The sequence below is a fragment of the Sutterella faecalis genome, from assembly GCF_006337085.1.
Classification (GTDB): domain Bacteria; phylum Pseudomonadota; class Gammaproteobacteria; order Burkholderiales; family Burkholderiaceae_F; genus Sutterella; species Sutterella faecalis.
In genome coordinates, this window is record NZ_CP040882.1 from 1,063,830 (window position 1) to 1,087,386 (window position 23,557).

At 60.0% G+C, this 23,557-nt stretch carries 16 protein-coding genes and 4 tRNA genes; 8 read left to right on the forward strand and 12 right to left on the reverse strand.

What is annotated here, in order from left to right; genetic code table 11:
- Nucleotides 1-6 precede the first annotated feature (6 nt).
- Nucleotides 7-1,095 (reverse strand): DNA polymerase IV, encoded by a 1,089-nt coding sequence (dinB, locus tag FG381_RS04245; RefSeq protein WP_139687693.1) that lies wholly within the window; start codon nucleotides 1,093-1,095, stop codon nucleotides 7-9.
- A 407-nt stretch (nucleotides 1,096-1,502) separates the two neighbouring features.
- Here dinB and FG381_RS04250 point away from each other — a divergent pair, with 407 nt between their 5' ends.
- The 5 genes from FG381_RS04250 (at nucleotide 1,503) to nth (ending at nucleotide 5,375) form a co-directional block, all read left to right on the forward strand.
- Nucleotides 1,503-2,516 (forward strand): ABC transporter substrate-binding protein, encoded by a 1,014-nt coding sequence (locus FG381_RS04250; protein WP_139687694.1) that lies wholly within the window; start codon nucleotides 1,503-1,505, stop codon nucleotides 2,514-2,516.
- Between the two features lie 222 nt (nucleotides 2,517-2,738).
- A complete protein-coding gene (fdxA, locus tag FG381_RS04255; RefSeq protein ID WP_139687695.1) occupies nucleotides 2,739-3,062 on the forward strand; it encodes a ferredoxin FdxA in 324 nt (107 codons plus the stop codon).
- A 158-nt stretch (nucleotides 3,063-3,220) separates the two neighbouring features.
- Complete coding sequence (locus tag FG381_RS04260) at nucleotides 3,221-3,973, forward strand: ferredoxin--NADP reductase (protein WP_139687696.1); 753 nt, start codon at nucleotides 3,221-3,223, stop codon at nucleotides 3,971-3,973.
- A gap of 17 nt (nucleotides 3,974-3,990) precedes the next feature.
- The gene (locus tag FG381_RS04265; protein WP_139687697.1) at nucleotides 3,991-4,602 is read left to right on the forward strand and encodes an RnfABCDGE type electron transport complex subunit B; all 612 of its coding nucleotides are present in this window, start codon (nucleotides 3,991-3,993) and stop codon (nucleotides 4,600-4,602) included.
- 35 nt (nucleotides 4,603-4,637) lie between these two features.
- A complete protein-coding gene (nth, locus tag FG381_RS04270; protein ID WP_139687698.1) occupies nucleotides 4,638-5,375 on the forward strand; it encodes an endonuclease III in 738 nt (245 codons plus the stop codon).
- Nucleotides 5,376-5,445: 70 nt separating this feature from the next.
- Here the strand turns inward: nth and FG381_RS04275 are convergent, their stop codons facing one another.
- The 4 genes from FG381_RS04275 to FG381_RS04290 form a co-directional block, all read right to left on the reverse strand.
- A complete protein-coding gene (locus tag FG381_RS04275; RefSeq protein WP_139687699.1) occupies nucleotides 5,446-6,762 on the reverse strand; it encodes an NlpC/P60 family protein in 1,317 nt (438 codons plus the stop codon).
- A 12-nt stretch (nucleotides 6,763-6,774) separates the two neighbouring features.
- Nucleotides 6,775-8,670 (reverse strand): HAMP domain-containing protein, encoded by a 1,896-nt coding sequence (locus FG381_RS04280; RefSeq protein WP_139687700.1) that lies wholly within the window; start codon nucleotides 8,668-8,670, stop codon nucleotides 6,775-6,777.
- Nucleotides 8,671-8,740: 70 nt separating this feature from the next.
- Nucleotides 8,741-11,404, reverse strand: coding sequence for a DNA topoisomerase IV subunit A (parC, locus tag FG381_RS04285; protein ID WP_139687701.1), 2,664 nt, complete (start codon nucleotides 11,402-11,404; stop codon nucleotides 8,741-8,743).
- A 20-nt stretch (nucleotides 11,405-11,424) separates the two neighbouring features.
- The gene (locus FG381_RS04290) at nucleotides 11,425-13,404 is read right to left on the reverse strand and encodes a DNA topoisomerase IV subunit B (protein ID WP_139687702.1); all 1,980 of its coding nucleotides are present in this window, start codon (nucleotides 13,402-13,404) and stop codon (nucleotides 11,425-11,427) included.
- Between the two features lie 317 nt (nucleotides 13,405-13,721).
- Here FG381_RS04290 and FG381_RS04295 point away from each other — a divergent pair, with 317 nt between their 5' ends.
- On the forward strand, nucleotides 13,722-15,269 hold the full coding sequence (locus FG381_RS04295) for an FGGY-family carbohydrate kinase (protein ID WP_139687703.1): 1,548 nt from the start codon (nucleotides 13,722-13,724) through the stop codon (nucleotides 15,267-15,269).
- 159 nt (nucleotides 15,270-15,428) lie between these two features.
- On the opposite strand, the gene FG381_RS04300 is transcribed toward FG381_RS04295, so the two are convergent.
- Nucleotides 15,429-16,262, reverse strand: coding sequence for a MerR family transcriptional regulator (locus tag FG381_RS04300; protein ID WP_165697827.1), 834 nt, complete (start codon nucleotides 16,260-16,262; stop codon nucleotides 15,429-15,431).
- A gap of 295 nt (nucleotides 16,263-16,557) precedes the next feature.
- Between FG381_RS04300 and FG381_RS04305 the strand changes: the two genes are divergently transcribed.
- Nucleotides 16,558-18,519 (forward strand): FAD-binding protein, encoded by a 1,962-nt coding sequence (locus FG381_RS04305; protein ID WP_139687705.1) that lies wholly within the window; start codon nucleotides 16,558-16,560, stop codon nucleotides 18,517-18,519.
- 135 nt (nucleotides 18,520-18,654) lie between these two features.
- Nucleotides 18,655-19,767, forward strand: coding sequence for a porin (locus tag FG381_RS04310; protein ID WP_139687706.1), 1,113 nt, complete (start codon nucleotides 18,655-18,657; stop codon nucleotides 19,765-19,767).
- A 666-nt stretch (nucleotides 19,768-20,433) separates the two neighbouring features.
- On the opposite strand, the gene FG381_RS04315 is transcribed toward FG381_RS04310, so the two are convergent.
- The 6 genes from FG381_RS04315 to FG381_RS04340 all read right to left on the reverse strand — a co-directional run bounded on the left by FG381_RS04315 (nucleotide 20,434) and on the right by FG381_RS04340 (nucleotide 23,469).
- Nucleotides 20,434-22,338: a SurA N-terminal domain-containing protein gene (locus FG381_RS04315; protein WP_139687707.1), complete on the reverse strand. Its 1,905-nt coding sequence runs from the start codon at nucleotides 22,336-22,338 to the stop codon at nucleotides 20,434-20,436.
- A 126-nt stretch (nucleotides 22,339-22,464) separates the two neighbouring features.
- Nucleotides 22,465-22,541 (reverse strand) — tRNA-Asp (locus tag FG381_RS04320).
- Nucleotides 22,542-22,600: 59 nt separating this feature from the next.
- A tRNA-Asp gene (locus FG381_RS04325) sits at nucleotides 22,601-22,677 on the reverse strand.
- A gap of 184 nt (nucleotides 22,678-22,861) precedes the next feature.
- Nucleotides 22,862-22,938: transfer RNA gene (locus FG381_RS04330), tRNA-Asp, on the reverse strand.
- Nucleotides 22,939-23,085: 147 nt separating this feature from the next.
- Nucleotides 23,086-23,161, reverse strand: a tRNA-Val gene (locus tag FG381_RS04335).
- Between the two features lie 35 nt (nucleotides 23,162-23,196).
- The gene (locus tag FG381_RS04340; RefSeq protein WP_139687708.1) at nucleotides 23,197-23,469 is read right to left on the reverse strand and encodes an HU family DNA-binding protein; all 273 of its coding nucleotides are present in this window, start codon (nucleotides 23,467-23,469) and stop codon (nucleotides 23,197-23,199) included.
- Nucleotides 23,470-23,557 lie beyond the last annotated feature (88 nt).

The window sequence follows — 23,557 nt, forward strand, 5'->3', positions numbered from 1 at the left end:
CGGGCGCTAAAAAAGCGTTTCCTCCATGGGACCGGAATGCTCGGGCTGACTCACCGAGAGCCCGAGAAGCCTCACGCCTTCCTTCGGTATTTCCAGCCCGGCAAGAAGTTCGCCCGCCTGGCGGCGAAGAGAAGCCTCATCCTCAAAAGCCCGGAGCGCCGTAACGCTTCGGGTTTTTGTCGTGAAGTCCGCAAAGCGGACCTTGAGCGTGAGGGTCCGCCCTTTGAATTCGTGCCGGGTGAGGCGCCGCACGAGATGGGAGGCAATGTCTGAGAGGCGGACATTGAGCGTCTCTCCCGGAGGAATATCCTCGGAAAAGGTTTCCTCGCAGCCGACGCTCTTACGCTCCCTCGTCGGCCGAACGGGCCTCAGGTCAATTCCCCGGGCGCATTTGTAGAAAAGCGCGCCCGCCGCGCCGAAGCGCTCCGTTAGGAACCTGAAGCTTCTCAGCCTCATTTCCAGCCCCGTCGTGATCCCGATCTCATGAAGGCGCTTCGCGGTGGCAGGGCCCACGCCCCAGAAGGATTCAACGGGAAGCCTGTCGATAAAGTCCTGAGCCCGGTCCGGATGGATCGTGAAGAGCCCGTCGGGCTTGCGCCAGTCGGAAGCAATTTTGGCGAGAAACTTGTTGTAGGAAACGCCGGCGCTCGCAGTGAGGTTGAGTTCTCGCCGGATATCCGCCTTGATGCGGCGCGCCACCTCGGTGCCGTATTCGATGCCGAGCTTATTTTCGGTGACGTCGAGAAACGCTTCGTCAATGGAGAGCGGCTCAACGAGATCGGTATAGCGCCGGAAGATTTCGCGGACCGCTTCGGAAACCTCGCGATAGCGCGGCAGACGGCTCTCAACGAAAATCAGCTTCGGGCAGAGCATCTTCGCCCGGCTCGACGGCATGGCGCTTCTCACGCCGAACTTCCTCGCCTCGTAGCTTGCCGTCGCGACGACGCCTCTTCGGTCGGCGTGCCCCACAGCAATGGGAAGACCGCGAAGCTCCGGATGGTCGCGCTGCTCGACAGAGGCAAAGAACGCATCCATATCCACGTGGACGATGCGCCGCGTGAGGTCGTTCTGAAAAACCGGATCTGCGAGTGACATGTTTAAATGGGAGAGGAAAGCTCCATAGAGAAGCAAAAAGCGCCGGGAGACATCCATTATGCATTGGCGTGCGCATAAAGCATTTTGCTTAAGGGAAACTCTCCCTCTCACTCCCTTGCGTCTCTCCGGTAAAGTGAAGCGCATGACTACGATTTCTTCAGGCGCCATGTTCGCCCAGGCTTATTACTACTCGTATCCGTACGCGTTGCTGCGGGTGCGATCGAAGGCCTGACGCTTAAAAATAGTCAAGAAATTCCTTCCATACCAAGCCCGCAGTTGATGCGGGCTTTTGTTTTTCCAGGGGCCTGGCGCCAGCGCTCAGGCCCGGGAGAAAGGAAAGAAGGCTCGCAGAGGCATCGGGCAGAAGTCCCGGACCCATTACCTCAATACCCTACGGAGCCTTTCAAATGATTCGCCTTTCTTCCAAAACGTTCAGTACCTGCGCTGCCGCCGTCATCGCAGCACTTGCTCTCGCCGGCTGCGGCGAGGAGAAAACAACTTCCGCCCAGGAAAAAACAGCCCTCATTCCCGTCGGCGTCGTCCAGCTCGTGGAGCACGAGGCGCTTGACGCCACCGTCAGGGGCTTCATTGACGAACTCTCCGCCCGCGGCTTCAGGGACGGCGAAAAGATCCGCATCGACCGCCAGAATGCCCAGGGCGATCAGACGACGCTCGCCAATATCGGCAGCCGCTTCGTGTCGGCAAAGTCCGAACTCATCTTTGCCTCCTCAACGCCTGCGCTCCAGGCAATGGCCCGGTCGACGAAGTCGATTCCCATCGTCGCGACCGCTGTGACGAGCTTTGAGGCCGCGCGCGTCGTCAAGTCGGACAAGGCGCCCGGCGGCAACGTCACGGGTGTATCGAACCTGGGGCCCATTGCCGACCAGCTCGCGCACCTCGTTGAGCTCACCGGAGAAAAGACCCGGACCCAGCCCGTCGGCGTGATCTTCAACCCGAGCGAAGTCAATGCCGAATACCAGGTGGAGAAATTCCGCGCGGAAGCAAAGGCGCGCGGAATTACCGTGGTTGAAGCGGCGGCCGGCAGCGTCAACGACGTTCCTCAGGCGATCGCCTCTATGAAAGGCAAGGTCTGCGCGCTCTGGCTTCCGACCGACAATGTGCTCGCGTCCGCAGCGGCCAATGTTGCAAAGCTCGCAATTGACGCAAAGCTCCCCGTCATTGCCAGCGACTCCGCGCTCGTGCGCTCGGGCTCCCTCGCCTCGATCTCGGTCGACTACTACGAGCTCGGCCGCATGACGGGCTCCATCGGCGCAGACATCCTTGAAGGAAAGAAGAAGCCCGCCGATACGCCGATTGCGTTCCAGAGCGCGAGAAAGCCCCTTCTCAACCTGAAGACCGCCGAGGCGATCGGTCTCGCCATCCCGGAAAAGATCCTGGCAGAAAGCGACAAGATCCAATAACGACATCATCCAACCCAGGGAATCCTCCCCGACCGCGAGGGCGCCTCGGAGGATTCTCATTCAAAACGGGCATTTTTCCTCCCCGGCTTAAGGTTTTGACGGTCTGAAAAGCGCTAGACTCACGCCTTCGAAATTTCAGAGGATCGCCCGTAAAGAAGCGCGCATCAGCCCTCGTCCCGGCGGCGGATCCTCCGACCCCATCCTTTTGGAGATTGAAGAACCATGCCTCATGTTGTCTGCGAAGCCTGCATCGGCTGCAAGCGTACCGACTGCGTGGACGTCTGCCCGGTGGACTGCTTCCGGGAAGGTCCGAATTTTCTGGTGATCGATCCCGATGAGTGCATCGACTGCGCCGTCTGCATTCCGGAATGCCCGGAAGCGGCGATTTATGCCGAAGAGGACGTGCCTGAGGATCAGAAGGAATTCATCGAGCTCAATGCTGAGCTTGCCCGCGAATGGCCTTCCATCACGCACCGCAAGCCCTATCCCGACGATGCGGATCAGTGGCGCGGCGTGAAGAACAAGATCCGCTTCCTGAAGCGCTGAGCTTCCCGCGCGTCCGGCGGCGGAAAAATTCTGTCGCGATTCGTCGAAGATGGCCCGCCCGTTCGCGGGCCATTCTTTTTAGAATCCCCTGCATCCTGTTTTTGCCTGGAGCCCCGGCGCCTCTCTGCGCCGGCCTCCTTTCAGAATTCGCATTCATCATGCAGAAAATCAAGCTTATTTCCCGGCGTCTTGCCGCTCCCACGCTCCACGTGCTTCAGTTCGAGCGTCCTGACGGCTTCACCTTCAAGCCCGGTCAGTTTGCACGCCTTGGGCTTCCCGCTCAATCCGAGGGCGCCGATCCCGTGATCCGGGGCTATTCGATTGCTTCCGCCCCCGAAAACCCTGTGCTCGAATTTTTCATTACCGAGGTTGAGGGCGGTGCGCTCTCACCCCGCATCTGCGCGCTTGAACCGGGCGACGAAGTGCTTCTCGACGGCGATGCCGAAGGGGCGCTCACGCCGTCCCGCATTCCAGGAGGCGATACGCTCTGGCTTCTCGCCACCGGGTCGGGCCTTTCGCCCTTTGCGTCGATCATTCGCTCGAGCACCGTCTGGGATGCATGGAAGGACATCGTGCTCGTCGAATCCGTGAGGAAAATTGAGGAGGCGGCGCTCGCCCGCGAGCTTGTTCTTTCGCTCCCCGCCGATCGCCGTCCGAAGCTCATCGTCACGACGACCCGCGAAGAGGATCCCGCACGCCAGGGCGACCTCACGGGGCGAATCCCTGATCTTCTCAAATCAGGAGCCCTTGAAAAGGCGGCCGGTCGTGAAATCACGCCCGAAAAATCCCGCCTCATGCTCTGCGGCAACCCCGACTTCATCGCCGACGCCCGTGCAACGCTTAAAGCCCGCGGCATTGTGTCCCCGCGCTTCGGCAAGCCCGGCCAGCTCGTCGTCGAAAACTTCTGGTAATTGGAGAGGAGTGCAGAATGCAACTTCCTCCGCTTCGTCCGAGCGCTGCGGCGATTGACGATCTTCTCCCGCAGACGGAATGCCGTCAGTGCGGATTTGAAGGGTGCGCCGCCTATGCGCAGGCCATTGCCGAGGGGCTCGCGCCCATCAATCGCTGCGCCCCGGGCGGGGCGCGCGGCATCCGGCGGCTCGCCGCCGCCACAGGGCTCCCCGAGCTCCCGCTCGACCCCGAATACGGCACGGAAATCCCCTTTGCCCGCGCAAGCATCCGTGCCGACGAATGCATCGGCTGCTCCTGGTGCGCGAAGGCCTGCCCGACCGACGCCATTGCAGGAGCTCCGAAGCACCTCCACGCCGTCATAGAGTCCCGCTGCACGGGCTGCAGCCTCTGCGCGCCTGCCTGTCCGATGGACTGCATCGACTTTATCGATGCCGGACGAGAGTGGACGGACGCGGATGCGAGAACGGCAAAACTAAACCATGAAGCGACATGGGCGCGGCGCGTAAAGCGCGCGGCGCTTGAAGACGCACGCCTCGCAGGCCGCAGAAATGCTTCCGGCGCAAAGGAAAACTCCAAAAAAGCCTTCATGGCGGACATCCTCGCCATGGCGCGCGCCGGACGCCGGTGACACTTCAAACACTTATCGTTCCCCAAGACCCCGGAATGCCAGTTTTAAAGAAAGACCGCGCCGCCTTCATGGCAGCGCTTGCCGAACTCAACCCCGATCCCAAATCGGAATTGAACTACACGACGCCCTTTGAACTCCTCATCGCCGTCATGCTTTCCGCTCAGGCGACCGACAAAGGCGTCAACCTCGCTACCGCGAAGCTCTTTCCCGTCGCCAATACCCCGGAAAAGATTCTCGCCCTCGGGCTTGAGAACCTCATTTCCTATGTGAACACCATCAACCTCTACCGCACGAAGGCCGCCCACATCATGGAGACCTGCCGCATTCTCGTTGATCAATACGGCGGAGCGGTCCCCCGCACGATGAAGGAACTTGTGGCGCTCCCCGGAGTTGGCCGGAAAACCGCCAACGTCGTACTCAACGTGGCCTTCCACGAACCCACGATTGCGGTCGACACGCACATCTTCCGCGTCTGCAACCGCACCGGATTCGCGACGGGAAAGACGCCCGCAGAGGTGGAGGAAAAGCTCCTCAAAATCGTCCCGGACGAATTCAGGCTCAACGCCCACCACTGGCTCCTTCTCTTCGGGCGCTACCTCTGCAAGGCTAGAAACCCCGAGTGCACGAAGTGCCCTGTGGCGAATTTCTGCAATGCGCCTGAAAAGAAAGCCGTGCTCGCGGCGGCCGCCGAGGAGGCTGCGGACCTCGTGCCCGGAACGCCTCCGAAGAAGCCCGCGCGCCGGAAGGCTGGAGCAAAGAAAGCCGCAGTCTGAGGACGGCTTCGCAGCCTTCAGAAAAAAAGGAGAGGTCCTTTGGGAAGATCTCTCCTTTTCTTTCGGAGGCTCACCGGAGACGGCAGCGCACCGCACCTGCCGGCGGCGCCTGATTGAAGGGGTGCGAGCGAATGGAGAGGAGGCAGGGGTTCGCGAGCTGAGAAACCTCCGGCCGCACGGCCCAGAGGAAGGGCCCGAGACCGCCGTTCGCATCCGCGCGCGACGCTCCTGAAAAGACAAAAATCGCGGCGCGCCCGCTCTTCGGGTCGTCGGCCGCAAAGCGGCCTTTGCCTATCCAGACGCCCGAATGCCTCACGCGCCCGTTTTCGCCGAAGAAGACCAGATCGCCAGGCTTCAATTCACTGCCGCGCTTTCCGCCCGAGAGCGGAGCACCCAGCCTCGCCTGCCGATCCGGGTCTGAGGGCAGAATCAGATCGTGAAGCCGATAAACGCCTTCCGGAAGCGTCATCCCGGCAGTGCTTTTCTGCCAGCCTGAGCTCACAAGAGTTTGAGCGGACTGGGCTGCCTTTGCGAGAAAGCCCGCAGGGGAAGACCGGCGAAGATTTTCCTCGCCGGCAGCCAATGCATCATGATCCGCCGCTTCGCCCGCGCGGATGATTCCGGTCGTTCCGTCAGGAAGAATTACGCTCCAGCCGCCCTCGGGGAGCGTTTTCTCGATCGGAAGTTCCGACGCGAAAGGCGCCTTCATGAGCGGTTTTTGGCCGCTCGCCTCCACCTCTGCCGAAAGCGACGTCACAAAGACCAGACTGCGCCTGTTCCAGGCGACGATGGCGACGTCGTTCTTGAGCGCAAGGTCGTCGGCGCGCATCCAGCCGACGCGCCCTTCCGTTGACTTCACGAGAATGAGTCCGTCAAAGCGGTTGAGAAGAATTTCAACCCGGCTTCCGAGCGGAAGCTTCAGGTCCGGAGCGCGGCCGGCAGCGAGCGCGTCGGATTCTGACGACAGATTTCCCCAGGGCTTCTTCACGACGCCCCAGGTAAGGCGCTTGAGATCATCTGCGTTGGGCACTTCCTCGACGCTCGACTCAATCCCGAGTCCGGAGGCCGAGAGCTCGGCATAAAAGCCCGCAAGAAGCCCCCGATCGGCCGAAGTTCCCGAGACGGCAACAGCGCCCGGGGTGTTGCCGGGCTTGAATTCAAGGTGCAGAAGATCCGTACGGGCGTCGAGATCCGTCTTCTCCGCATAGGCCTTCCAAAGCGCCCCGGCAGCCTCGACGGGATTGAGCGGAAGCCCTTCTGCGGCCGGGACTTCCGGCCTTGCCGGAACCGCGGGCCCCGGAGCTCCGGGAGCCCCCGAAGCCGGACCGGACGCCCACAGCAGGGCGGCAAAGAGAGCGGCAATGCCCGCTCTTCCAACGCATTCCATTCGCGCCTCCCGTCAGCTGATCTGTCTCGCCGCAGCCGGGAGCTTCAGCACCACGCGCGTGCCGCCGATCGGGCTTGCACGCTCGACCGTGACGACGGCGCCGATGCGCGAGGCGCGCTCCTGCATGATGGAAAGCCCGACATGCTGGTTCTTTCTTTCTTCAACAACAGCCTGATCAATCCCGACGCCGTCGTCGAGAATCTCCACCGTGAGATCGGCCTCGTTCCTCACGGACACCTTGACGCTTGAGGCCTGGGCGTGCTTGCGCACGTTCGAGAGCGCCTCCTGGATGATGAAGATCACCTGGAGCTTTTCGCGCGGCGTGAGCTTCGGGCCGTCCCCGACCGAGGAGAGGCGCACGCCGATGTGCGCCTGGCCTTCGAAGCGGTCAATCACGGTGCGCACGCCCTGGAGGAACCCTTCATTGTGAAGGCGCTCGCGGAAGTTGAGAAGAAGTTCCCGCACATCCTCGTAGCACTCCTGCACGCCCGTGCGGATGGCTTCGAGCGACTCGTCGCGGAGCTTCTCGTCCTTGTCGCGGATGGCGTCGGAGAGGAACTGCACCTGAAGATTCAGATAGGAGAGCGCCTGCGCGATCGAATCGTGGAGGCCCTGAGCGAGAAGCTGACGCTCCTGAATGACTGCGTACTGACGGTCGCGGTCAATGAGGCGCTGGTTGTCGATCGCGACGCCTAAGTGCATGGCGAAGGACTCCAGAAGCTGCGTCATCTGGGAGGAGAGCTGGGATTCCTCGCGGAAGATGAGCATGTAGCTGCCGATGCTTTCCGAGACGCTTCTCACATTGAAGCAGTAAGCGGTCGTGAAGCCCGCTTTGGCGAGCGTCCGCGCGAGCATGCGGCTGTCGGTCTTGAGATCAACCCGGACCGGGTAATTCTTCTGCACGACCGTGCGGAAGATCGAATCCTCCCAGGGAATCCTTGACGACTCCCGGAGCGCCTCAGCCGTGAGGCCGCTCGAAGCCGCCACATCCACGCAGCCCGCTTTCTGGTCGACCAGAGTTACCAGGCAGGCGTCGGCTTCGGTATAGCGGACGATGCGTTCTGCAAAGCCGTCGGTGAGCTCCTCGATGGACCTCTGCTGGGAGAAGAAGGACGTGGTCTCATAGAGCTGCGCGAGGTGGCGGTTCTTTTCCTCGACCGAAGCGGTCTTTTCCGCCACCTTCTGCTCGAGGTTGTTGTAGAGGTCCTCAAGCCTGTCGGCCATGCGGTTGAAGCCCACCGCAATGCGTCCGATCTCGTCATCGCTCTTCACCTCGACGCGCGCGGCGAGGTCGCCCCCCGAGAGCCGGTTGATGCCTTCGCCGAGGTTCCCGATCGGGCGGATCACCCAGCGCAGCAGGAGCAGCATGATCGTGAAGAGGCTGCCGATCGCAAGCACGATGAGAAGAATCTGCAGATATCTGAGCTGCCAGAGATAGTCGTATCGCCAGGCGTCGATCTTACCGGCCAGATCCGTGAGCGCCGACGTATAGACGCGCACCATCTCCGCATCCACCTGCCGGCTGCCTTTCTTCGACGCAATCAGCATGGGCTCGACTTCAGTCTTCCAGCGCTTTTCGAGCGTCTCGAGGGAAGCATGAAAGTCGCCTTCGCGCGGGAGCTCAAGCGGCTGCCAGGCGTCGCCCACGCGGATGACGCGGAACTGGTTCGTGACGCGCGTAAGCTCTTCGTCAAGAAGCTTCTCGGGAAAGATCGGCTGCGTGAAATAGGCTGAGCGGTAGACCTGCATGCGCAGTTCGGCGATGGAAAACTTTGCCGCTGCGCTGGCTTCCAGCTCCCAATTGAGGAGCATCGTCCAGCCGATCGAGCTCACGATGAAGCTCACCCAGAGGAGCGTGAGGAAAAGAAGCCTCGTCGAAAGGCTTCGGAAGAACTTGGGTATCTTCATGGAGGAGACTGCGAAGAAATGGAAGGCTGCCGGCTTCAGGCTTCATGCGCTTGATCCGGCAATCCTTCGTTTACAACAATGTGGGCGCTTCGTCAACGACTTCGAGCTTGAGGCCCTGCGATGCGCCGCTGCCCGGATCGGAGGTTTTGACGGGTTCTGAGGATAAGGGAGGGAGCGCTTCAACCCGCTCGGCCTTCCAGGAAATTTCAAGCATCTTCCCGCGGCGGGCACGGTGCATGATGTGCGCCCGGTAAGCGCGCTCGGTGAGCTGCGCTTCGCGGGGCTTCCCGCCCCGGCCGGTGCCGGAAAGAATGGCCCCGCGGTCATCCGTGACCGCCATCGAAATCATCTCCTCGCCCGGGTCGAGAAGCATGAGGGCGACGCCCTTGCCGCCCGAAGCCACGAACCGGATTTCGCTCAGCGGGAAGGCAAGAAGGCGCCCGGAAGACGAGAGGCAGGCGAGCTTCGCACCCGCTTCAATTGCATCCCCGGAAACCGTGAGGGGAGGCAGCAGCCTTTCGCCTTCGCTCATCTTCACGAAGTCGCGTCCGGCCTTGAGGCGCGTCGAAACATCGGAAATCCTGAGGATCATGCCCTTGCCGCCCGAAGTGGCGAGAAGCACCGCCGTATTCTGGGGACCCGCAAGCCATCCCGCGCATTCGAAGCCCCGAGGCAGGTCGACAAAGGCCGAAAGCGGCGCCCCGTCGCTTCTCCCGCCCGGGAGCTGCGAAACGGCAAGTGAATAGACGCGCCCCTTCGCATCGAGGAAGGAAAGCTGATCGGACGAACGGCATTCAATGGCCCGGTCAAGCTGGTCGCCCATCTTGAAGCTCATGAGCGAGCAGTCGTGACCGTGACCCGTGCGCGTCCTCAGGAACCCCTTCTTTGAAATCACGACAGTGACGGGTTCGTCAGGCGTCTCCACCTCATGCACGGCGACCTTTGCTTCCTTCACAACCGTGCGGCGGGGGTCGCCGAACGCCTTGGCAGCGGCCTCAATTTCGCGCGCCACCTGGCGCTTCAGAACGCCGTCGCTCCCGAGAATGCGCTCGAGCCCCGAACGCTCCTTCGTGAGGTTCGCGAGCTCCTTCTCGATTTCAATGGCGGCAAGGCGGGCAAGCTGCTTCAGACGGATTTCAAGGATGTCGTCCGCCTGACGCTCCGTGAGGCCGAATTCAGCCATCAGATCGGCCTTCGGGTCGTCGGCCGCGCGAATGATCTCAATCACGCGGTCGATGTTGAGAAGAACGAGCGAGCGGCCTTCGAGCACATGAATGCGGTCGAGCACCTTCGCGAGCCGCGCCTCGGTGCGGCGCCTTACGGCCTTCTTTCTGAATTCGATCCATTCGGAAAGAATGGAAAGAAGCCCCTTCTGCCTCGGCTTCCCGTCAATGCCGAGCATGACGAGATTCACCGGGACATTCGACTCGAGATCGGTTTCAGAGAGCAGATAGTTGACGAAGTCGTCGCGGTCGATGCGGCTCGTCTTCGGTTCAAAGACAAGCCGGACCTCCACGTCCTTGCCGGACTCGTCCCGCACGCTCTCGAGCATTGCGAGCATTGCGCTTTTTGCCTGCTGCTGCTTGGAGGAAATCGATTTCTTGTCCTTCTTGGGACGCGGATTCGTGATCTGCTCAATGCGGTCGAGAATGATGCGCGAGGACGCCGCGGGCGGAAGTTCGTCCACGACGAGCTGCCACTGACCGCGGGCAAGCTCTTCAAAATGCCAGCGCGCGCGCACGCGAAGCTTTCCGCGGCCCGATTCATAAATCGCGCGGATTTCATCCCGGGGCGTAATGATCTGGCCGCCGCAGGGAAAGTCGGGCGCGGGCATAAGGGAAAGAATCTCTTCGAGTCCGGCTTCGGGCTTCTCCAGGAGCCGCACGCAGGCCGCGGCCACTTCCGTCAGGTTGTGGGGCGGAATTTCCGTGGCCATGCCGACCGCAATGCCGGAGGAGCCGTTCAGAAGCACGAAGGGGAGCTTCGCGGGCAATTCCACCGGCTCCTCAAAGTTCCCGTCGTAATTGGGCGCAAAATCAACGGCTCCCGAATCCACTTCCTCGAGAAGAAGCGACGAGATGGGCGTCAGGCGCGTTTCGGTGTAGCGCATGGCCGCTGCGGAATCGCCGTCGCGGGAGCCGAAATTGCCTTCCGCAACGAGGAGCGGATAACGAAGCGAAAAAGTCTGCGCCATGCGCACGAGCGCGTCATAGACCGACTGGTCGCCGTGGGGGTGGTATTTGCCGAGCACGTCGCCCACGATGCGGGCGGACTTCACGCTCTTCGCATCGAACTTAAGCCCCATGCGGTACATGTCGATGAGGATGCGGCGCTGCACGGGCTTCTGGCCGTCCGTGACTTCCGGGAGCGCGCGGCTCTTCACCACCGACATCGCGTATTCGAGATAGGCTTGCGAAGCGTAGCGCGCGAGCGTGAGGGCGCCGTTTTCCTCGGGCTCCCCTTCGGTCGCGGCGCCTACCGTAATCTCTTCAGCTTCGGCCGCCTTCAGCTCTTCCTCTGAAAGTTCTGCCTGAGGAAGTTCTTCACCATCGGCCGAAGCATCATTCGCTCCCCCGTCTTCTCTGGCCTCATCAGGCGCCCGGGGCGCCTCCTCTTCGGACCGGGACGCATCCCCGCCCGCGGGAGACGCCGCGTCCGGGTCGCCGCCGTCGCCAAAAAGCGAATCGTGAAAAAGGTTTTCCGTCTCATCGGAAAGGGGCTTCTTATCCGTCATTCTTCTCTTCCTTTCTGACTCTAGACATCAAGTTCCGCGCGGTCGCCGTAGGCTTCCATCCAGAGGCGCCGGCCCGCGACCTCGCGCTCGCCCATGAGGGTCTGCATGACCGCACGGGTGGCGGCTTCCGGTACGGAGCCGAAAGCCACCGGAAGGAGCTTCCGGGTGTCGGGCGCAAGCGTCGTTTCCGCGAGCTGCTCGGCCTTCATTTCGCCGAGGCCCTTGAAGCGTGAAATGGAAAGCTGCTCATCGCGGAAGCCTTCCTTCCGGAGGGACTCCATGGTCCTGGCTAGCTCGCGCTCGTCGAGACAGTAAATCTTCCGGTCGGGCTTTCTTCCCTTTTTGGGCGCATCCACGCGAAAGAGGGGCGGCATCGCGACATAGACGTGCCCGAGCTCAATCAGCTTCGGGAAGTGCTTGAGAAAGAGCGTGAGAAGAAGCACCTGAATGTGCGAGCCATCAACGTCGGCATCGGAAAGTATGCAGATCTTCCCGTAGCGCAGTCCCTTCAGATCGGGATCCCCGTCGCGCGGATGCGGATCAACGCCGATCGCGAGCGCAATGTCGTGAATCGTGTCGGAACGGAAAAGCGAGCCGCCGTCGACTTCCCAGGTATTGAGGATCTTGCCTCGTAGCGGAAGCACCGCCTGGAATTCCTTGTCGCGCCCCTGCTTGGCGGAGCCCCCTGCGGAGTCGCCCTCAACGATGAAGAGTTCATTCCGCGTAATGTCGCTCGACTCGCAGTCGGTGAGCTTCCCCGGGAGCACCGCCACGGTCGACGTGCGGCGCCGTTCATACTTCGCGGCCTGGCGCTGACGCGCCTGAGCCTGACTGATGATGTGCTCGGCGAGCTTTCTGCCGTCCTCAACGTGGTCGTTGAGCCAGAACTCGAACTGCGACTTCACGAAGCCGGAAACAAGCTTCAGCGTATCGCGGCTTGTAAGCTTTTCCTTCGTCTGCCCCTGAAACTGCGGGTCAATGGCCTTCGTGGAGAGCACGAAGCTCGCGCGGCTGAAGACGTCTTCGGCAAGAACCTTCACGCCCTTCGCCTGAAGTCCGTGCACGTCCATGAAGGCGCGCACCGCCTGCCAGAGACCGTCCTTGAGGCCCGATTCATGCGTGCCTCCCTGCGGAGTCGGGATCAGGTTCACATAGCTTTCGCGCGTAAGAGGCCCTTCGGGCGTCCAGACCACCACCCACGCGGCGCCTTCGCCCGGGGCGAACCCCTCCGTCGACTCGTCCGCATAGGCGGCTGCCTCAAAGGGCTCGATCATCGGTTCGCCGTGGATTTCCGAGAGGAGATACTCCTTGAGGCCGCCTTCGTACTTCCAGTGCGCCTGAGTTCCCGTGCGTTCATTGCGATAATCGACTTCGCAGCCCGGAAGAAGCACGGCCTTGGATCGGAGCAGCCGAACAAGCGAAGCCTCGGGAATTTCGGGCGAATCAAAATACTTCGGATCGGGTTCGACCGAAACCCGGGTGCCCGTCTGAGACTTCGGACGGGGACTCTTACGGACGGCAAGGGGTTCGGCCACAAAGCCGTCCCGGAAGCCCATCGTCGCCTCTTCGCCGTCGCGCCAGACGGTAACAACCAGGTGCCTCGAGAGCGCATTCGTCACGGAAACGCCGACGCCGTGCAGACCGCCCGCAAAGGAATAGGGGCCGGAGCCGTCGGCTTTCTGGAATTTTCCGCCCGCATGCAGACGCGTAAAGACGAGTTCAACGACGGGTGCATGCTCTTCCGGATGCATGCCGATCGGAATCCCTCGACCGTCATCCTCCACCGTGACGATGCCGGCCTCGCTCACCGAAACCGAAATCTTCGTCCCGAACCCTGCGAGCACTTCGTCGCTCGCGTTGTCGATGACTTCCTGGATGATGTGAAGGGGATTGTCCGTCAGCGTGTACATGCCCGGACGCTGCTTAACGGGTTCAAGCCCCTTAAGCACCCGGATGGAGCTCTCGCCGTAATCGTCTTTTTTCTTCTGCTTGATGGCCATTGCTGTGTTGAATGCGCGCAAAACGCCCTCAGACGAAAACTCGCTGCGGGCTGAAGGGACGCCTGAATTCTTATCGAATGGATGAGACTCCGCTCCCGGAGTAAGGCTCGAAAGTTGAGCTTCTGAGAGCAAAGCCGAAGTGCTCATTTTAGCAATGCTCAACCTTCTACTTCCCCGATGAAGCCCTCAGCAAAACTTCCGCCCCGCAGTAATTTTCCGAAGCACTTTTCGGGTTCGGAAGAGACGAATGACGCTTGCCCGGAATCTCTAAAAATAGGTACTATTCCTGATCTCTCTTATTTTGTGAAGGAACCTCGATGGCGAAGCTTTACATGGGTTTTGATGCCGGCACGCAGAGCGTGAAGGTAGGCGTCTACGATGAGAATTTTGAGCTTGTTGCAAGCCGGTCGCTTCCGACCGAACTCAGCTATCCGCATCCGGGCTGGGTCGAGATGAACGTGGACACGTACCTCGAGAACTGCATCACCGCCATGGCCGAAGTAACGAGCGAGCTTCGCCGCATCGGCCGTGATCCGAAGGACATCGCCGCCATCATGGGCGACGGCATCATCTGCGGCATCGTCGGCATTGACGAAAACGCGCGCCCGGTCACGCCCTACATCAACTACCTCGACAGCCGCACGACGGAAGATGTGGAAGCGCTCAACGCGAAAAAGCTTTCGATCTGGGGCCGTGAAACCGGCAACGCGGAAGCCTCTCCGATGTTCCCGGCCATGTTCGCGCGCTGGTTCCTCAGGAATTCGCCCGAATTCTCTGAGCGCGGCGTGAAGTTCGTGCACAACGCCCCTTACGTCCTCATGCGTCTCGCGGGCCTCAAGGGCAAGGACGCCTTCATCGACTGGGGCGCCATGTCGGGCTGGGGGCTCGGCTACGATGTTCAGGCGAAAAAGTGGTCCTCCGAACAGCTCGAGCTCCTCGGGATCGACGAAAAGTACATGCCCCGCATCCTGAAGCCCTGGGACAAGGTGGGCGGCCTCTGCGAGGAAATTTCCGTGCGCACGGGGCTTCCCGCCGGCATTCCGATTCTTGCGGGCGCGGGCGACACGATGCAGTCGATGCTGGGGTCCGGCGTCTTTGAGGCGCATCAGGGCGTCGACGTGGCGGGCACCTGCGCCATGTTCTGCGTCTCCACCAGGGGCATCATTCCCGAACTCTCTCAGCCCGGCACCGGCCTCATCTTCAATTCCGGCACGCTTCCCGACACTTACTTCTACTGGGGGTTCGTGCGCACGGGCGGGCTCGCCCTCCGGTGGTTCAAGGACAATGTCTGCCGCCACGAGGGCGACGGCGCCTACTACGGAGAGCTTTCGGCCGGCGCGGAAAAGATTCCCGCGGGTTCGCGCGGCGTGCTCTTCCTTCCCTATCTCACGGGCGGCTACGGCGAGGAAAAGGAAGCGAGCGGGTGCTTCCTCAACATGACGATGGACGACAATCAGTTCGTCATGTGGCGCGCCGTCCTTGAAGCAATCGGCTACGACTACATGGAGCTTGCCGACGGCTACCGGCGCGCAGGCGTTGCGCTCAACCGCATCACCGTAACGGAAGGCGGCAGCCGAGATCCGCTCTGGAATCAGATCAAGTCGAACATGCTCGACGCCGAGGTCGTCCGCTTCAAGAACCCGGGCGGCGCGGTCCTCACCAACTGCGTCTTCGGCGCCTACGCCACGGGCGGCATCACGGACGTGAAGGCGGCGCTCTCGAAGGTCATTTCGGAAAACGGCGTCTATGAACCCGTTCCCGAACTCGTGAGCCGCTATCGCGAGCTCTTTGAAAACAGAAAGGCCCTCGTTCGCAGCGACATGAAGGCCGCCTTCTCGCGGCTCGTGCGCATGCGCGAGATGTGATCCCGACGAGCGGGTGAAAGCAATTCCCTGGTCCGGACTCATGGAAAAGGGAGCGCTTCTTCTGAAGCGCTCCCTTTTTACCAGGTGCCGGCGGACTGAAGCGCCGCCGCGCAGCGATCCTCCCCGACGCGCTTCAGGCTATCCCCTGAAGGGCTTTGCTCAAAAGAATACTGTCGGCTCCTTCTTAATCGGAATGAGAATCCGTCCGAAACCGTCATTATGCGTATCCGCTTCGTCGGAGAAGCGCATTTCCACCTCAAGGATCGCGGTGCCGCACGGGCGGAATCCCAATTGTTTCATTTGCGACCAGGCCGGATGCGCTCCCTCCGAGAGCAGCCTCATGCTGAAGGCATCGGGGAGCCCGCAGAAATGGCAGACGAAGCATTTCCCGAATTCAATGCGCTCGAGCACATCATTGACGGGAATCTGATAGCGCTTTAGGAGCGACTCCCTCACCGCGAAGCCCCAATGAATCGTGTTCTCCGTGCCGCTCCCTGAGATTTCCACCTTGAGCGCGGACTTCGTCACCGGCATCCACATTCCCCAGTCCTTAAGGAGCTCAAATATCCGATCGTCCTTCCTGAAGTCCTGTTCGTCCGTATGCGGGAGAAAATACCTGGGCTCCATTTCCCGGATCTCCCAGTCGATCATGGTTCCCTTATGCGCCTCATACCAGCGGCGCATCCTTTTGTGCTCGCCGATGACGGCCTGAAGGCGACTTACCGTCGCCTCGAGCTCCTCCGACTTCTTGTCGAGCAGTCCGAAGACCTTGTCCGGGTCGTCGGTGTGCATGGCGCCCATTTCCTTTACCGTCACGCCGTAATTGCGCAGCCTCATGCAGGAAATAACCTTTGCCGACTGATCGAACGTGTAGTAGCGGTAGCCGCTCTCGCGATGCTGAACCTTGAGAAGTCCTGCCGCTTCATAGTGCTTCAGAAAGTCCGAAGTAACGCCAAGATGGCGGGCAAAGTCTCCGATTCTGTATTGCTTCACGATGGGGGTATTCCTTCCAGGAGAAGAGTGTTTGAATAAAGTCTAAGTTAAAGCACCTATCCAAGTCCGGTCCAGCACTCAACTTGGGAGCGGCTATCCGTCATTCTTTCTAGGTCAAAAGTAGGTATTTATACGAATCAGCCATTGAAAACAGTCTTCTCAAGGGCATTTCTACGACTTCAGAAAGCGATTTGACTCGCGGCAAAGACTCAGCCGGAGAATTTGCGCACATCGGAGGCGCACGATTGAAGACTCTGGCTGCGCCTCTCTTTCACGCAATCTGAGGAGAGATGCAATGACGAAGTCGATCACCCGTCGCGCATTCCTGCGCACCACGCTCGCGAGCGGCGCCTCCATGGCTGCCGCAGCTGCCGCTCATGCGGCTCCGGCCGGAATCTACAACCCGGGCACCTATTCCGCCAAGGCCTCCGGCATCGGCGAAGTTGTCGTCACGATGACTTTCGACGCCAACAAGATCACCGACGTCGTTCTGGACGTTTCGCACGAAACGCCGTCGATCGGTCAGGCCGCTGCCGCTGAACTCAAGAAGTCGATTCTTCTCATGCAGTCGGGCGACATCGACGCCGTCTCGGGCGCCTCCATCACCTCGAAGGCGGTGCGCACGGCTGCCGCCAAGTGCATTGCGCAGGCGCAGGGGAAGGTCCCCGTCGAAGTCATCTCCGACAAGAAGAAGGCGGAAGCCGACGACGGCGACTGGCTCGGCAAGGCGCCTGAAATCGCCGAAAAGGACATCGTCGCCCGGCATGAGACGGAAGTGCTCGTCATCGGCTGCGGCACGGGCGGCATGTTTGCCATTGCGTCCGCGGCGGAAGCCGGCGCCAAGGTGATCGGCATCGACCGCTTCCCGGTCGGCACGGGCGTCCGCGAGGACCTCGGCGCCATTGATTCGCGCTACCAGAAGGCCTGGGGCACCAAGATCGACAAGTTTGAATTCATCACGATGGCGACCCTCTACGCGGGCGGCCACATCCAGCAGGATCTGGTGAAGCTCTGGTGCGACAAGTCGGGCGCCGTCATCGACTGGCTCGGCGACCGTCTTGCCGAGAAAGGGATCGAGCTCTGGCACGAATCGGGCGACAAGAACGACGAAACGCGCTACAAGCACTTTCCGATCGGCCACTCGCCGCGTCTCCCCGAAAAGGACGGGAAGATTCTCGTAAGCCTCTCGAGCGTGATTGAGGAGTACGCGAGAAAGTGCGGCGCGCGCTTTGATTACTCCATGAAGATGGTGAAGCTCGAAAAGGTGAACGGACGCGTCACGGGCTGCATTGCCGAGAACAGCGACGGCAAATACGTCCGCTACGTTGCAACGAAGGGCGTCGTGGTTGCCACCGGCGGCTATGCGCAGAACTTCCGCATGATGGAGGCGCTCCAGCCCTGGAATCTTCGCGTCATCGGCCGTTCGGGCGCCATGCCCGGCGCTCGCGGCGACGGCATCCGCGCCTGCCTCTGGGTGGGCGCCAAGATGGATGAAACGCACTCCATGATGAAGTTCGACCGCTGCGCCCTCCGTCCGGATCAGAAGCCGGGCGTCGAAACGGTCCAGTCGGGCGACTCGGGCTTCTTCTGGATGGGTTCGCAGCCCTGGCTCAAGGTGAATGCCGACGGCCGCCGCTTCATGAACGAATCGGGCACCTACGAGAACCTCCTTCATGCCGACGAATATCAGAAGGGTCACTGCCACTACACGCTCTTCGACAGCAACTGGGTGCGCTACGCAAAGCAGTTCAAGATGCACGGCTGCTCGCGCATGTTCCCGTTTGAAAACGGCGCCGATCCCAACATCTCCTGGAAGATCGTTGAGGAAAAGATGCTCCCCGGCCTCATCGCCAAGGGTTATGTCCAGAAGGCCGACACGATCGAGGAGCTCGCGAAGAAGCTCGGTCTCCCGCCGGATCAGCTCAAGGCCACGGTCGAGCGCAACAACGAGCTTTACCGCCAGGGTGCGGACGTCGACTACGGCAAGGAAAAGCACCGTCTTTCGCCCGTCGACAAGGCGCCCTTCTACGGCGCCAAGAACACCGGGTGGATGCTCTGCACGATGGACGGCATTCAGATCAACACCAACATGAACGCGATCGATACCGACGGCAACCCGATCCCGGGCCTTTACGTCATCGGCAACGACAGCGGCGGCTACTTTGCGAACGAATACCCGAACCTCGCAACGGGCATGGCCTGCGGCCGCACGGTGACCTTCGGGCGCCTCGTTGGCCAGCATCTCGCCCGGCTCTAAGTTCTCCTCCCTCTCCGATCGGGCATCGTCCGATTGCGCCCGATCGGAGAGGTCCCTTGAGCTCTTATCGACACTGACCTTCGCTCCGGAGGCAATTGATCCTCCGGATCTTCCAACACAAAAAGGACCCAGAAAATGAAGAAGCTTTCCCTCGCACTTCTCGCTGCCTCTGCCGCTCTCTCTGCTCAGGCTTCCGACGTCACCCTCTACGGCGTGCTGGATACCGCACTCACGTGGCAGTACCGGGAGAACGTCGCCGGCACCGACTCCTCGACCGTGCAGATGATCTCAGGCCAGTACATCGGGTCGCGCTTCGGCATCAAAGGCGAGGAAACGCTTGAAAACGGCCTCAAGGTCGGCTTCGTTCTTGAAAACGGGTACGGCACCGATACCGGCACGCTCGGCCAGGGCGGGCGCCTCTTCGGCCGCGATGCGCGCCTCTATCTTGACGGCGACTTCGGATACCTCTCCTTCGGCCGCATGGGCTCCATGGTGGGCGGAAACGGCCCCTACGCCCGCTTCGGCCACGTCGTAAGTCCCTTCTCCTGCGGCTGGGGCAATATCGGCGGCCACCTCCAGGTCGTCTCCCTCGGCTACGAATTCATCGACAACGCGGTTGCGTACACGACGCCCGCCTTTGCCGGCGTCGATGCGACCGTCCAGTATTCCTTCGGCACCGACTCCAAGAATTACGCTGAAGGCGCTACGGAAGGCAAATCGAGCGTTGAGCGGCTCCTGAGCGGTGCTGTGCGCTACCGCAACGACAACCTTATGGTTGCCTTCGGCATCGAAACCATCAACCAGGCGCAACCGCAGGCCGATAAGAACGGGCTTGATGATTCCATCTCCTACAACCTCGGCGCCAACTACAACGCCGGTTGGGCGAAGTTCTTCTTCTATACGCAGATTTTCGAAAACTATGCTTCTGCCGCGAAGACCACCACCTTCAGCCTTGCCGGCGGCGTGGACGGCTACGGGGTCAATGTCGGCGTTGAGGTTCCCGCTTTCGGAGGCGCCGTGAAGGCCGGCATCGGCTACGGCGACTTTGAAGGGAGCCGGGAGGATAAGCTCACGATGGATACCATCCAGGCTGCCGTCGGCTACACCTATTCGTTGAGCCGCCGCACGACCTTCTATACGGCTGCCGGCTGGATCAAGTCCGACTACTCGAATGAGTATGAAGCGCTGAAGCCGCAGGCCGTCGAAGACGACTATGAATTCACCTTCGGCCTCGTGCACAAGTTCTGAACGAACGCTTTAGCAGAGTCGTCTTCAACCTGATCCCGGGTTGATCTCTTTCCTTTGAAGCCCATGACTGTTTAGAGAGTCATGGGCTCTTTTTTGCTTTTCCTTCCAGGCGGTGCAGTCAGATCGTGCTCCCAGACGCACGACCGAAAAGCCTGAACTGCAGAAAACCAGATCACCATTGAGCGGGATCCGGCTCAAGACCCGTTCAAGGCGCAGCCGTGCGGCAAAACACGCTCGATGATCGAACTCGACCTTGATCACTTTAAAAATCAAGTCCCGGCAGACCGCCTGCGTCCTACTCAAGGAAGTTGTCGGGAAAACTTCTTGTCAGCTCGACGGCAGCGTCCATGCGCCTCATGATGATTCACTAAGCCCATTGCAATGAGCGGCCCGGGACAAAATCCACGACGACACCATGGACAGCCTGCTTCGCAAAACGCAGCGCTCTGCGCGCATAGAAGCGGCATCAAGGCAGGGCCTCTGTGACTTGCACGAGAACGATCAAGCAGCGCGATATCCTCACGGTGCTTCAGCTTCCTTTACCTCCGAAAGTCCTTCACTGATCATGTTCCCGGGGTCCAGGAGAAAAAAGAGCTGCCTCACCTTCACGGCTTGGCAGCTCTGATTCCGGGACGGATGCGTCCCGCTTTTCAATCTGAAAGCTGATTATTCCTGCTCAGCAGGCTTCTCTTCGCCCTTCACGAAGTCAGGACGAAGCACCTTCGTGCCGATGGCTTCCTTGAGAGCTTCAAGATAGCCGGCGCGATCGGCTTCGCCGTAGATCGAACCGAGCTCGCGCGCCAGTCCGCGGAGTTCCGCTTCGTTTGCCTGATGCGTGCGTGCCGCCTCAACGTAGGCAATGGCGTAGGAACCGTTTGCGAGCTTGGCGCCCGTGTAGGCGGGAAGCTTCGAAGATTCAAGCGCGAGTTCAGCATTAATCAGAGCCGTTTCCTGACCCTGCTGATTCTGGCGGGAAACCCAGACTTCGTCACTGAAGCCCTCAAGGCTCTTCGAATTCTGCAGCTCGGCGAGCTTCGCCTTGCCGGCTTCAAAGGCCTTTTCAGCCGCCTTCTGCGAGCGGAGCTTTTCGCCGATGATGCTCTTCACATCGTCAAGCGCACGTTCCTTTTCCGGGTAGTACTCGACAACGCGAGCCGCAACGAGCGTATTGCTCTGCACTTCAATCGCGTTCGAATTGCGCTTTTCCTTCAGGCATTCAGAACCAAAGAGCGCTTCCGCCACGCGGTCGTTGATGATGCGGCCGAGCTCAGGATCCGTTACGCCGTTGCGCGTAACAAAGTCGACCGTTTCAACCTTGAGGCCGAACTTCTGAGCAGTAGGTTCGAGCGAGTCGGACTGCTCGTACACCATGTTCGTGAATTCATCGGCGCGTTCAGAGAACGTGCGGATCGCCATCTGTTCGGCGTATTCGCGCTCAATCTCGGGCTTCACGGCTTCGAAGGGTTCGACGGACCCTGCCTGGATATCGGTCACATAAATGATGTGGTAGCCGAATTCCGTTTCCACGGGACCGACGATGTCGCCCTTCTTGGCATTGAAGACGGCATCCTCAAAGGCCTTCGTCATCACGCCCTTGCCGAAGAACGAAAGGTCGCCGCCCTGCGAGGCGCTGCCCGGATCCTGAGATTCCTTTTCGGCGACTGCGGCAAACTTCGAGGGATCCGCCTTCACTTCAGCGAGAATCCCCTCGGCCTTCTTCAAAGCGGCAGCCTTGTCGTCGCCGAACTCAATGAGGATGTGGCTCGCGCGGCGCTGCTCAGGGATAGACCAGCGGTTCTTGTTCTGCTCGTAATAAGCCTTGATGTCCTCGGGATTGGCTTTCTGATCCTTGAAATTCTCGGGCGAAAGGACGATGTATTCGGCCTTGATGTGCTCGGGCGAGAGGAATTCGGAAAGATGAGCGGAGTAGTAAGCCTTCACCTCATCGTCCGAAACGTTCACGGAATTCAGGAAATCAGCCGCGTTGATCGTGAGCGTGCGGACCTGACGTTCATTCGTGAGAATCTCGTGCATCTGCTCAACAAGCGCCTTCGGCACCGGATAGGCATTGGAGACGCCGGCGATCAGCACTTCCTTTTCAAGATCGCGCTGGACCTGAGCAACAAACTGCTGGTCGCTCTTGCCCTGGGAGCGCAGGAACTGCTCATAGAGCTCGGGGGAGAATTTTCCATCCTGCTTGAGCGCATCGGCATTCTTGATGAGAGCCACCGCTTCAGCTTCGCTCACCATCACGTGATTCTTCGCTACCGTCTGCGTGATGGCGGAGTCATCCATCAGCATGCGCAGGATGTCTTCACGAGCCTGTTCGTTGTCAAGGATGTTTGCACGGAAGCTTTCGCCCATCTGCTGACGCAGACGCTCAAGCTGCTCGCGCTTCGCCAAGTCGAACTGTTCGGGAGTGATCTTCGCCTCGCCCACCTGGACGATGGCGTTGTCGCTCTGGCTCATGCGGTTGTAGGAGTAAATGCCGGTAACCACAAAGCTCGGGATGATCAGCACCATGGCAATGAACATCAGCCAGCGCTTGTGCTCGCGGAATGCCTGAAGCATAGAGGTTCCTTTATCAATTCGATCTTTCTGAGCAGCTCAGGAGCCGCCATGCGGTCGAACAGGGTGGACAAAGTTATAGATAAGAAAAAAGGCGAACCTCACGGCTCGCCTTTTTTCAAGAATCTCTGGCGGAGTGGACGGGACTCGAACCCGCGACCCTCGGCGTGACAGGCCGATATTCTAACCAACTGAACTACCACTCCGCGCTGATGCGCTTCCAAGCTTGAAATAAATCTGAAATCAGATTTTGCAGAAAAACTGTTGGCGGAGTGGACGGGACTCGAACCCGCGACCCTCGGCGTGACAGGCCGATATTCTAACCAACTGAACTACCACTCCGCATCAGAGATGCTGCGTTTTTCAGCTTAGGAGGAGAATTATACGGAGCGCGGATCTTTTTGCAAGAGGTCAGAAAAAATTTTTCTGACGCGTTCCGGAGCCTCTCCTCCGGTCCGGACTTTCTTCAAAGTCCGGCAACAAAAAAGCCGGTCAACCCGGCTTCTTTTCTCTCTTCGATAGTAACTGGCGGAGTGGACGGGACTCGAACCCGCGACCCTCGGCGTGACAGGCCGATATTCTAACCAACTGAACTACCACTCCGCGTTTTCTCGGAGAGAATTTCTTCTTCATCGAAGAAGAATTGGAATGTTATAGAAGAATCTTTCTTTTGTCAAGGGCGAGATCAAGATTTAGAAAGTCCCGGCAAAAGAAATCCCGCACTGCCAGAGACTGTGCGGGATGCAATCCTGGTGGATCCTAAGAGACTCGAACTCCTGACCTTCGCCGTGTAAAGGCGCCGCTCTACCAACTGAGCTAAGGATCCACGACCTGAAGCTCAGTACGAGCAACAGAGGGGATTTATTTTACCAGTTCTTTGAGAGTTTTTCCGGGCTTGAAACGCGCCTGACGCGTTGCCGGGATATGCATGGGCTTGCCAGTCTGCGGATGCCGCCCGGCACGCGGGGCGCGATCCACTACGCTGAAAGAACCGAATCCGAGAATCACCACGTCCTCGTTGCGCCCGAGCGCCTCCTGAATGCCGTCAAGCATCGCCTCTACGGCTTCTGACGCTTTGCTTCTGCTGAGACCCGCCTCCGAGGCCACTTTCTTGATCAAATCGGTCTTGTTCATGTATTTCTCTCCCCTTCAGCGTGATGAATAGACAAAGGCCCATCCTTTGTTTACCTGAGACATCCGCGAGGTTTTGAATGAATGTATA

Coding starts and splice junctions, on each gene's coding strand:
- FG381_RS04310 (WP_139687706.1), top strand. CDS start 18,655: ATGAAGAAGCTTTCCCTCGCACTTCTCGCTGCCTCTGCCGCTCTCTCT.
- FG381_RS04275 (WP_139687699.1), bottom strand. CDS start 6,762: ATGGAATGCGTTGGAAGAGCGGGCATTGCCGCTCTCTTTGCCGCCCTG.
- FG381_RS04305 (WP_139687705.1), top strand. CDS start 16,558: ATGACGAAGTCGATCACCCGTCGCGCATTCCTGCGCACCACGCTCGCG.
- FG381_RS04250 (WP_139687694.1), top strand. CDS start 1,503: ATGATTCGCCTTTCTTCCAAAACGTTCAGTACCTGCGCTGCCGCCGTC.
- fdxA (WP_139687695.1), top strand. CDS start 2,739: ATGCCTCATGTTGTCTGCGAAGCCTGCATCGGCTGCAAGCGTACCGAC.
- FG381_RS04260 (WP_139687696.1), top strand. CDS start 3,221: ATGCAGAAAATCAAGCTTATTTCCCGGCGTCTTGCCGCTCCCACGCTC.
- parC (WP_139687701.1), bottom strand. CDS start 11,404: ATGACGGATAAGAAGCCCCTTTCCGATGAGACGGAAAACCTTTTTCAC.
- dinB (WP_139687693.1), bottom strand. CDS start 1,095: ATGTCACTCGCAGATCCGGTTTTTCAGAACGACCTCACGCGGCGCATC.
- FG381_RS04265 (WP_139687697.1), top strand. CDS start 3,991: ATGCAACTTCCTCCGCTTCGTCCGAGCGCTGCGGCGATTGACGATCTT.
- FG381_RS04340 (WP_139687708.1), bottom strand. CDS start 23,469: ATGAACAAGACCGATTTGATCAAGAAAGTGGCCTCGGAGGCGGGTCTC.
- FG381_RS04315 (WP_139687707.1), bottom strand. CDS start 22,338: ATGCTTCAGGCATTCCGCGAGCACAAGCGCTGGCTGATGTTCATTGCC.
- FG381_RS04280 (WP_139687700.1), bottom strand. CDS start 8,670: ATGAAGATACCCAAGTTCTTCCGAAGCCTTTCGACGAGGCTTCTTTTC.
- FG381_RS04295 (WP_139687703.1), top strand. CDS start 13,722: ATGGCGAAGCTTTACATGGGTTTTGATGCCGGCACGCAGAGCGTGAAG.
- FG381_RS04290 (WP_139687702.1), bottom strand. CDS start 13,404: ATGGCCATCAAGCAGAAGAAAAAAGACGATTACGGCGAGAGCTCCATC.
- nth (WP_139687698.1), top strand. CDS start 4,638: ATGCCAGTTTTAAAGAAAGACCGCGCCGCCTTCATGGCAGCGCTTGCC.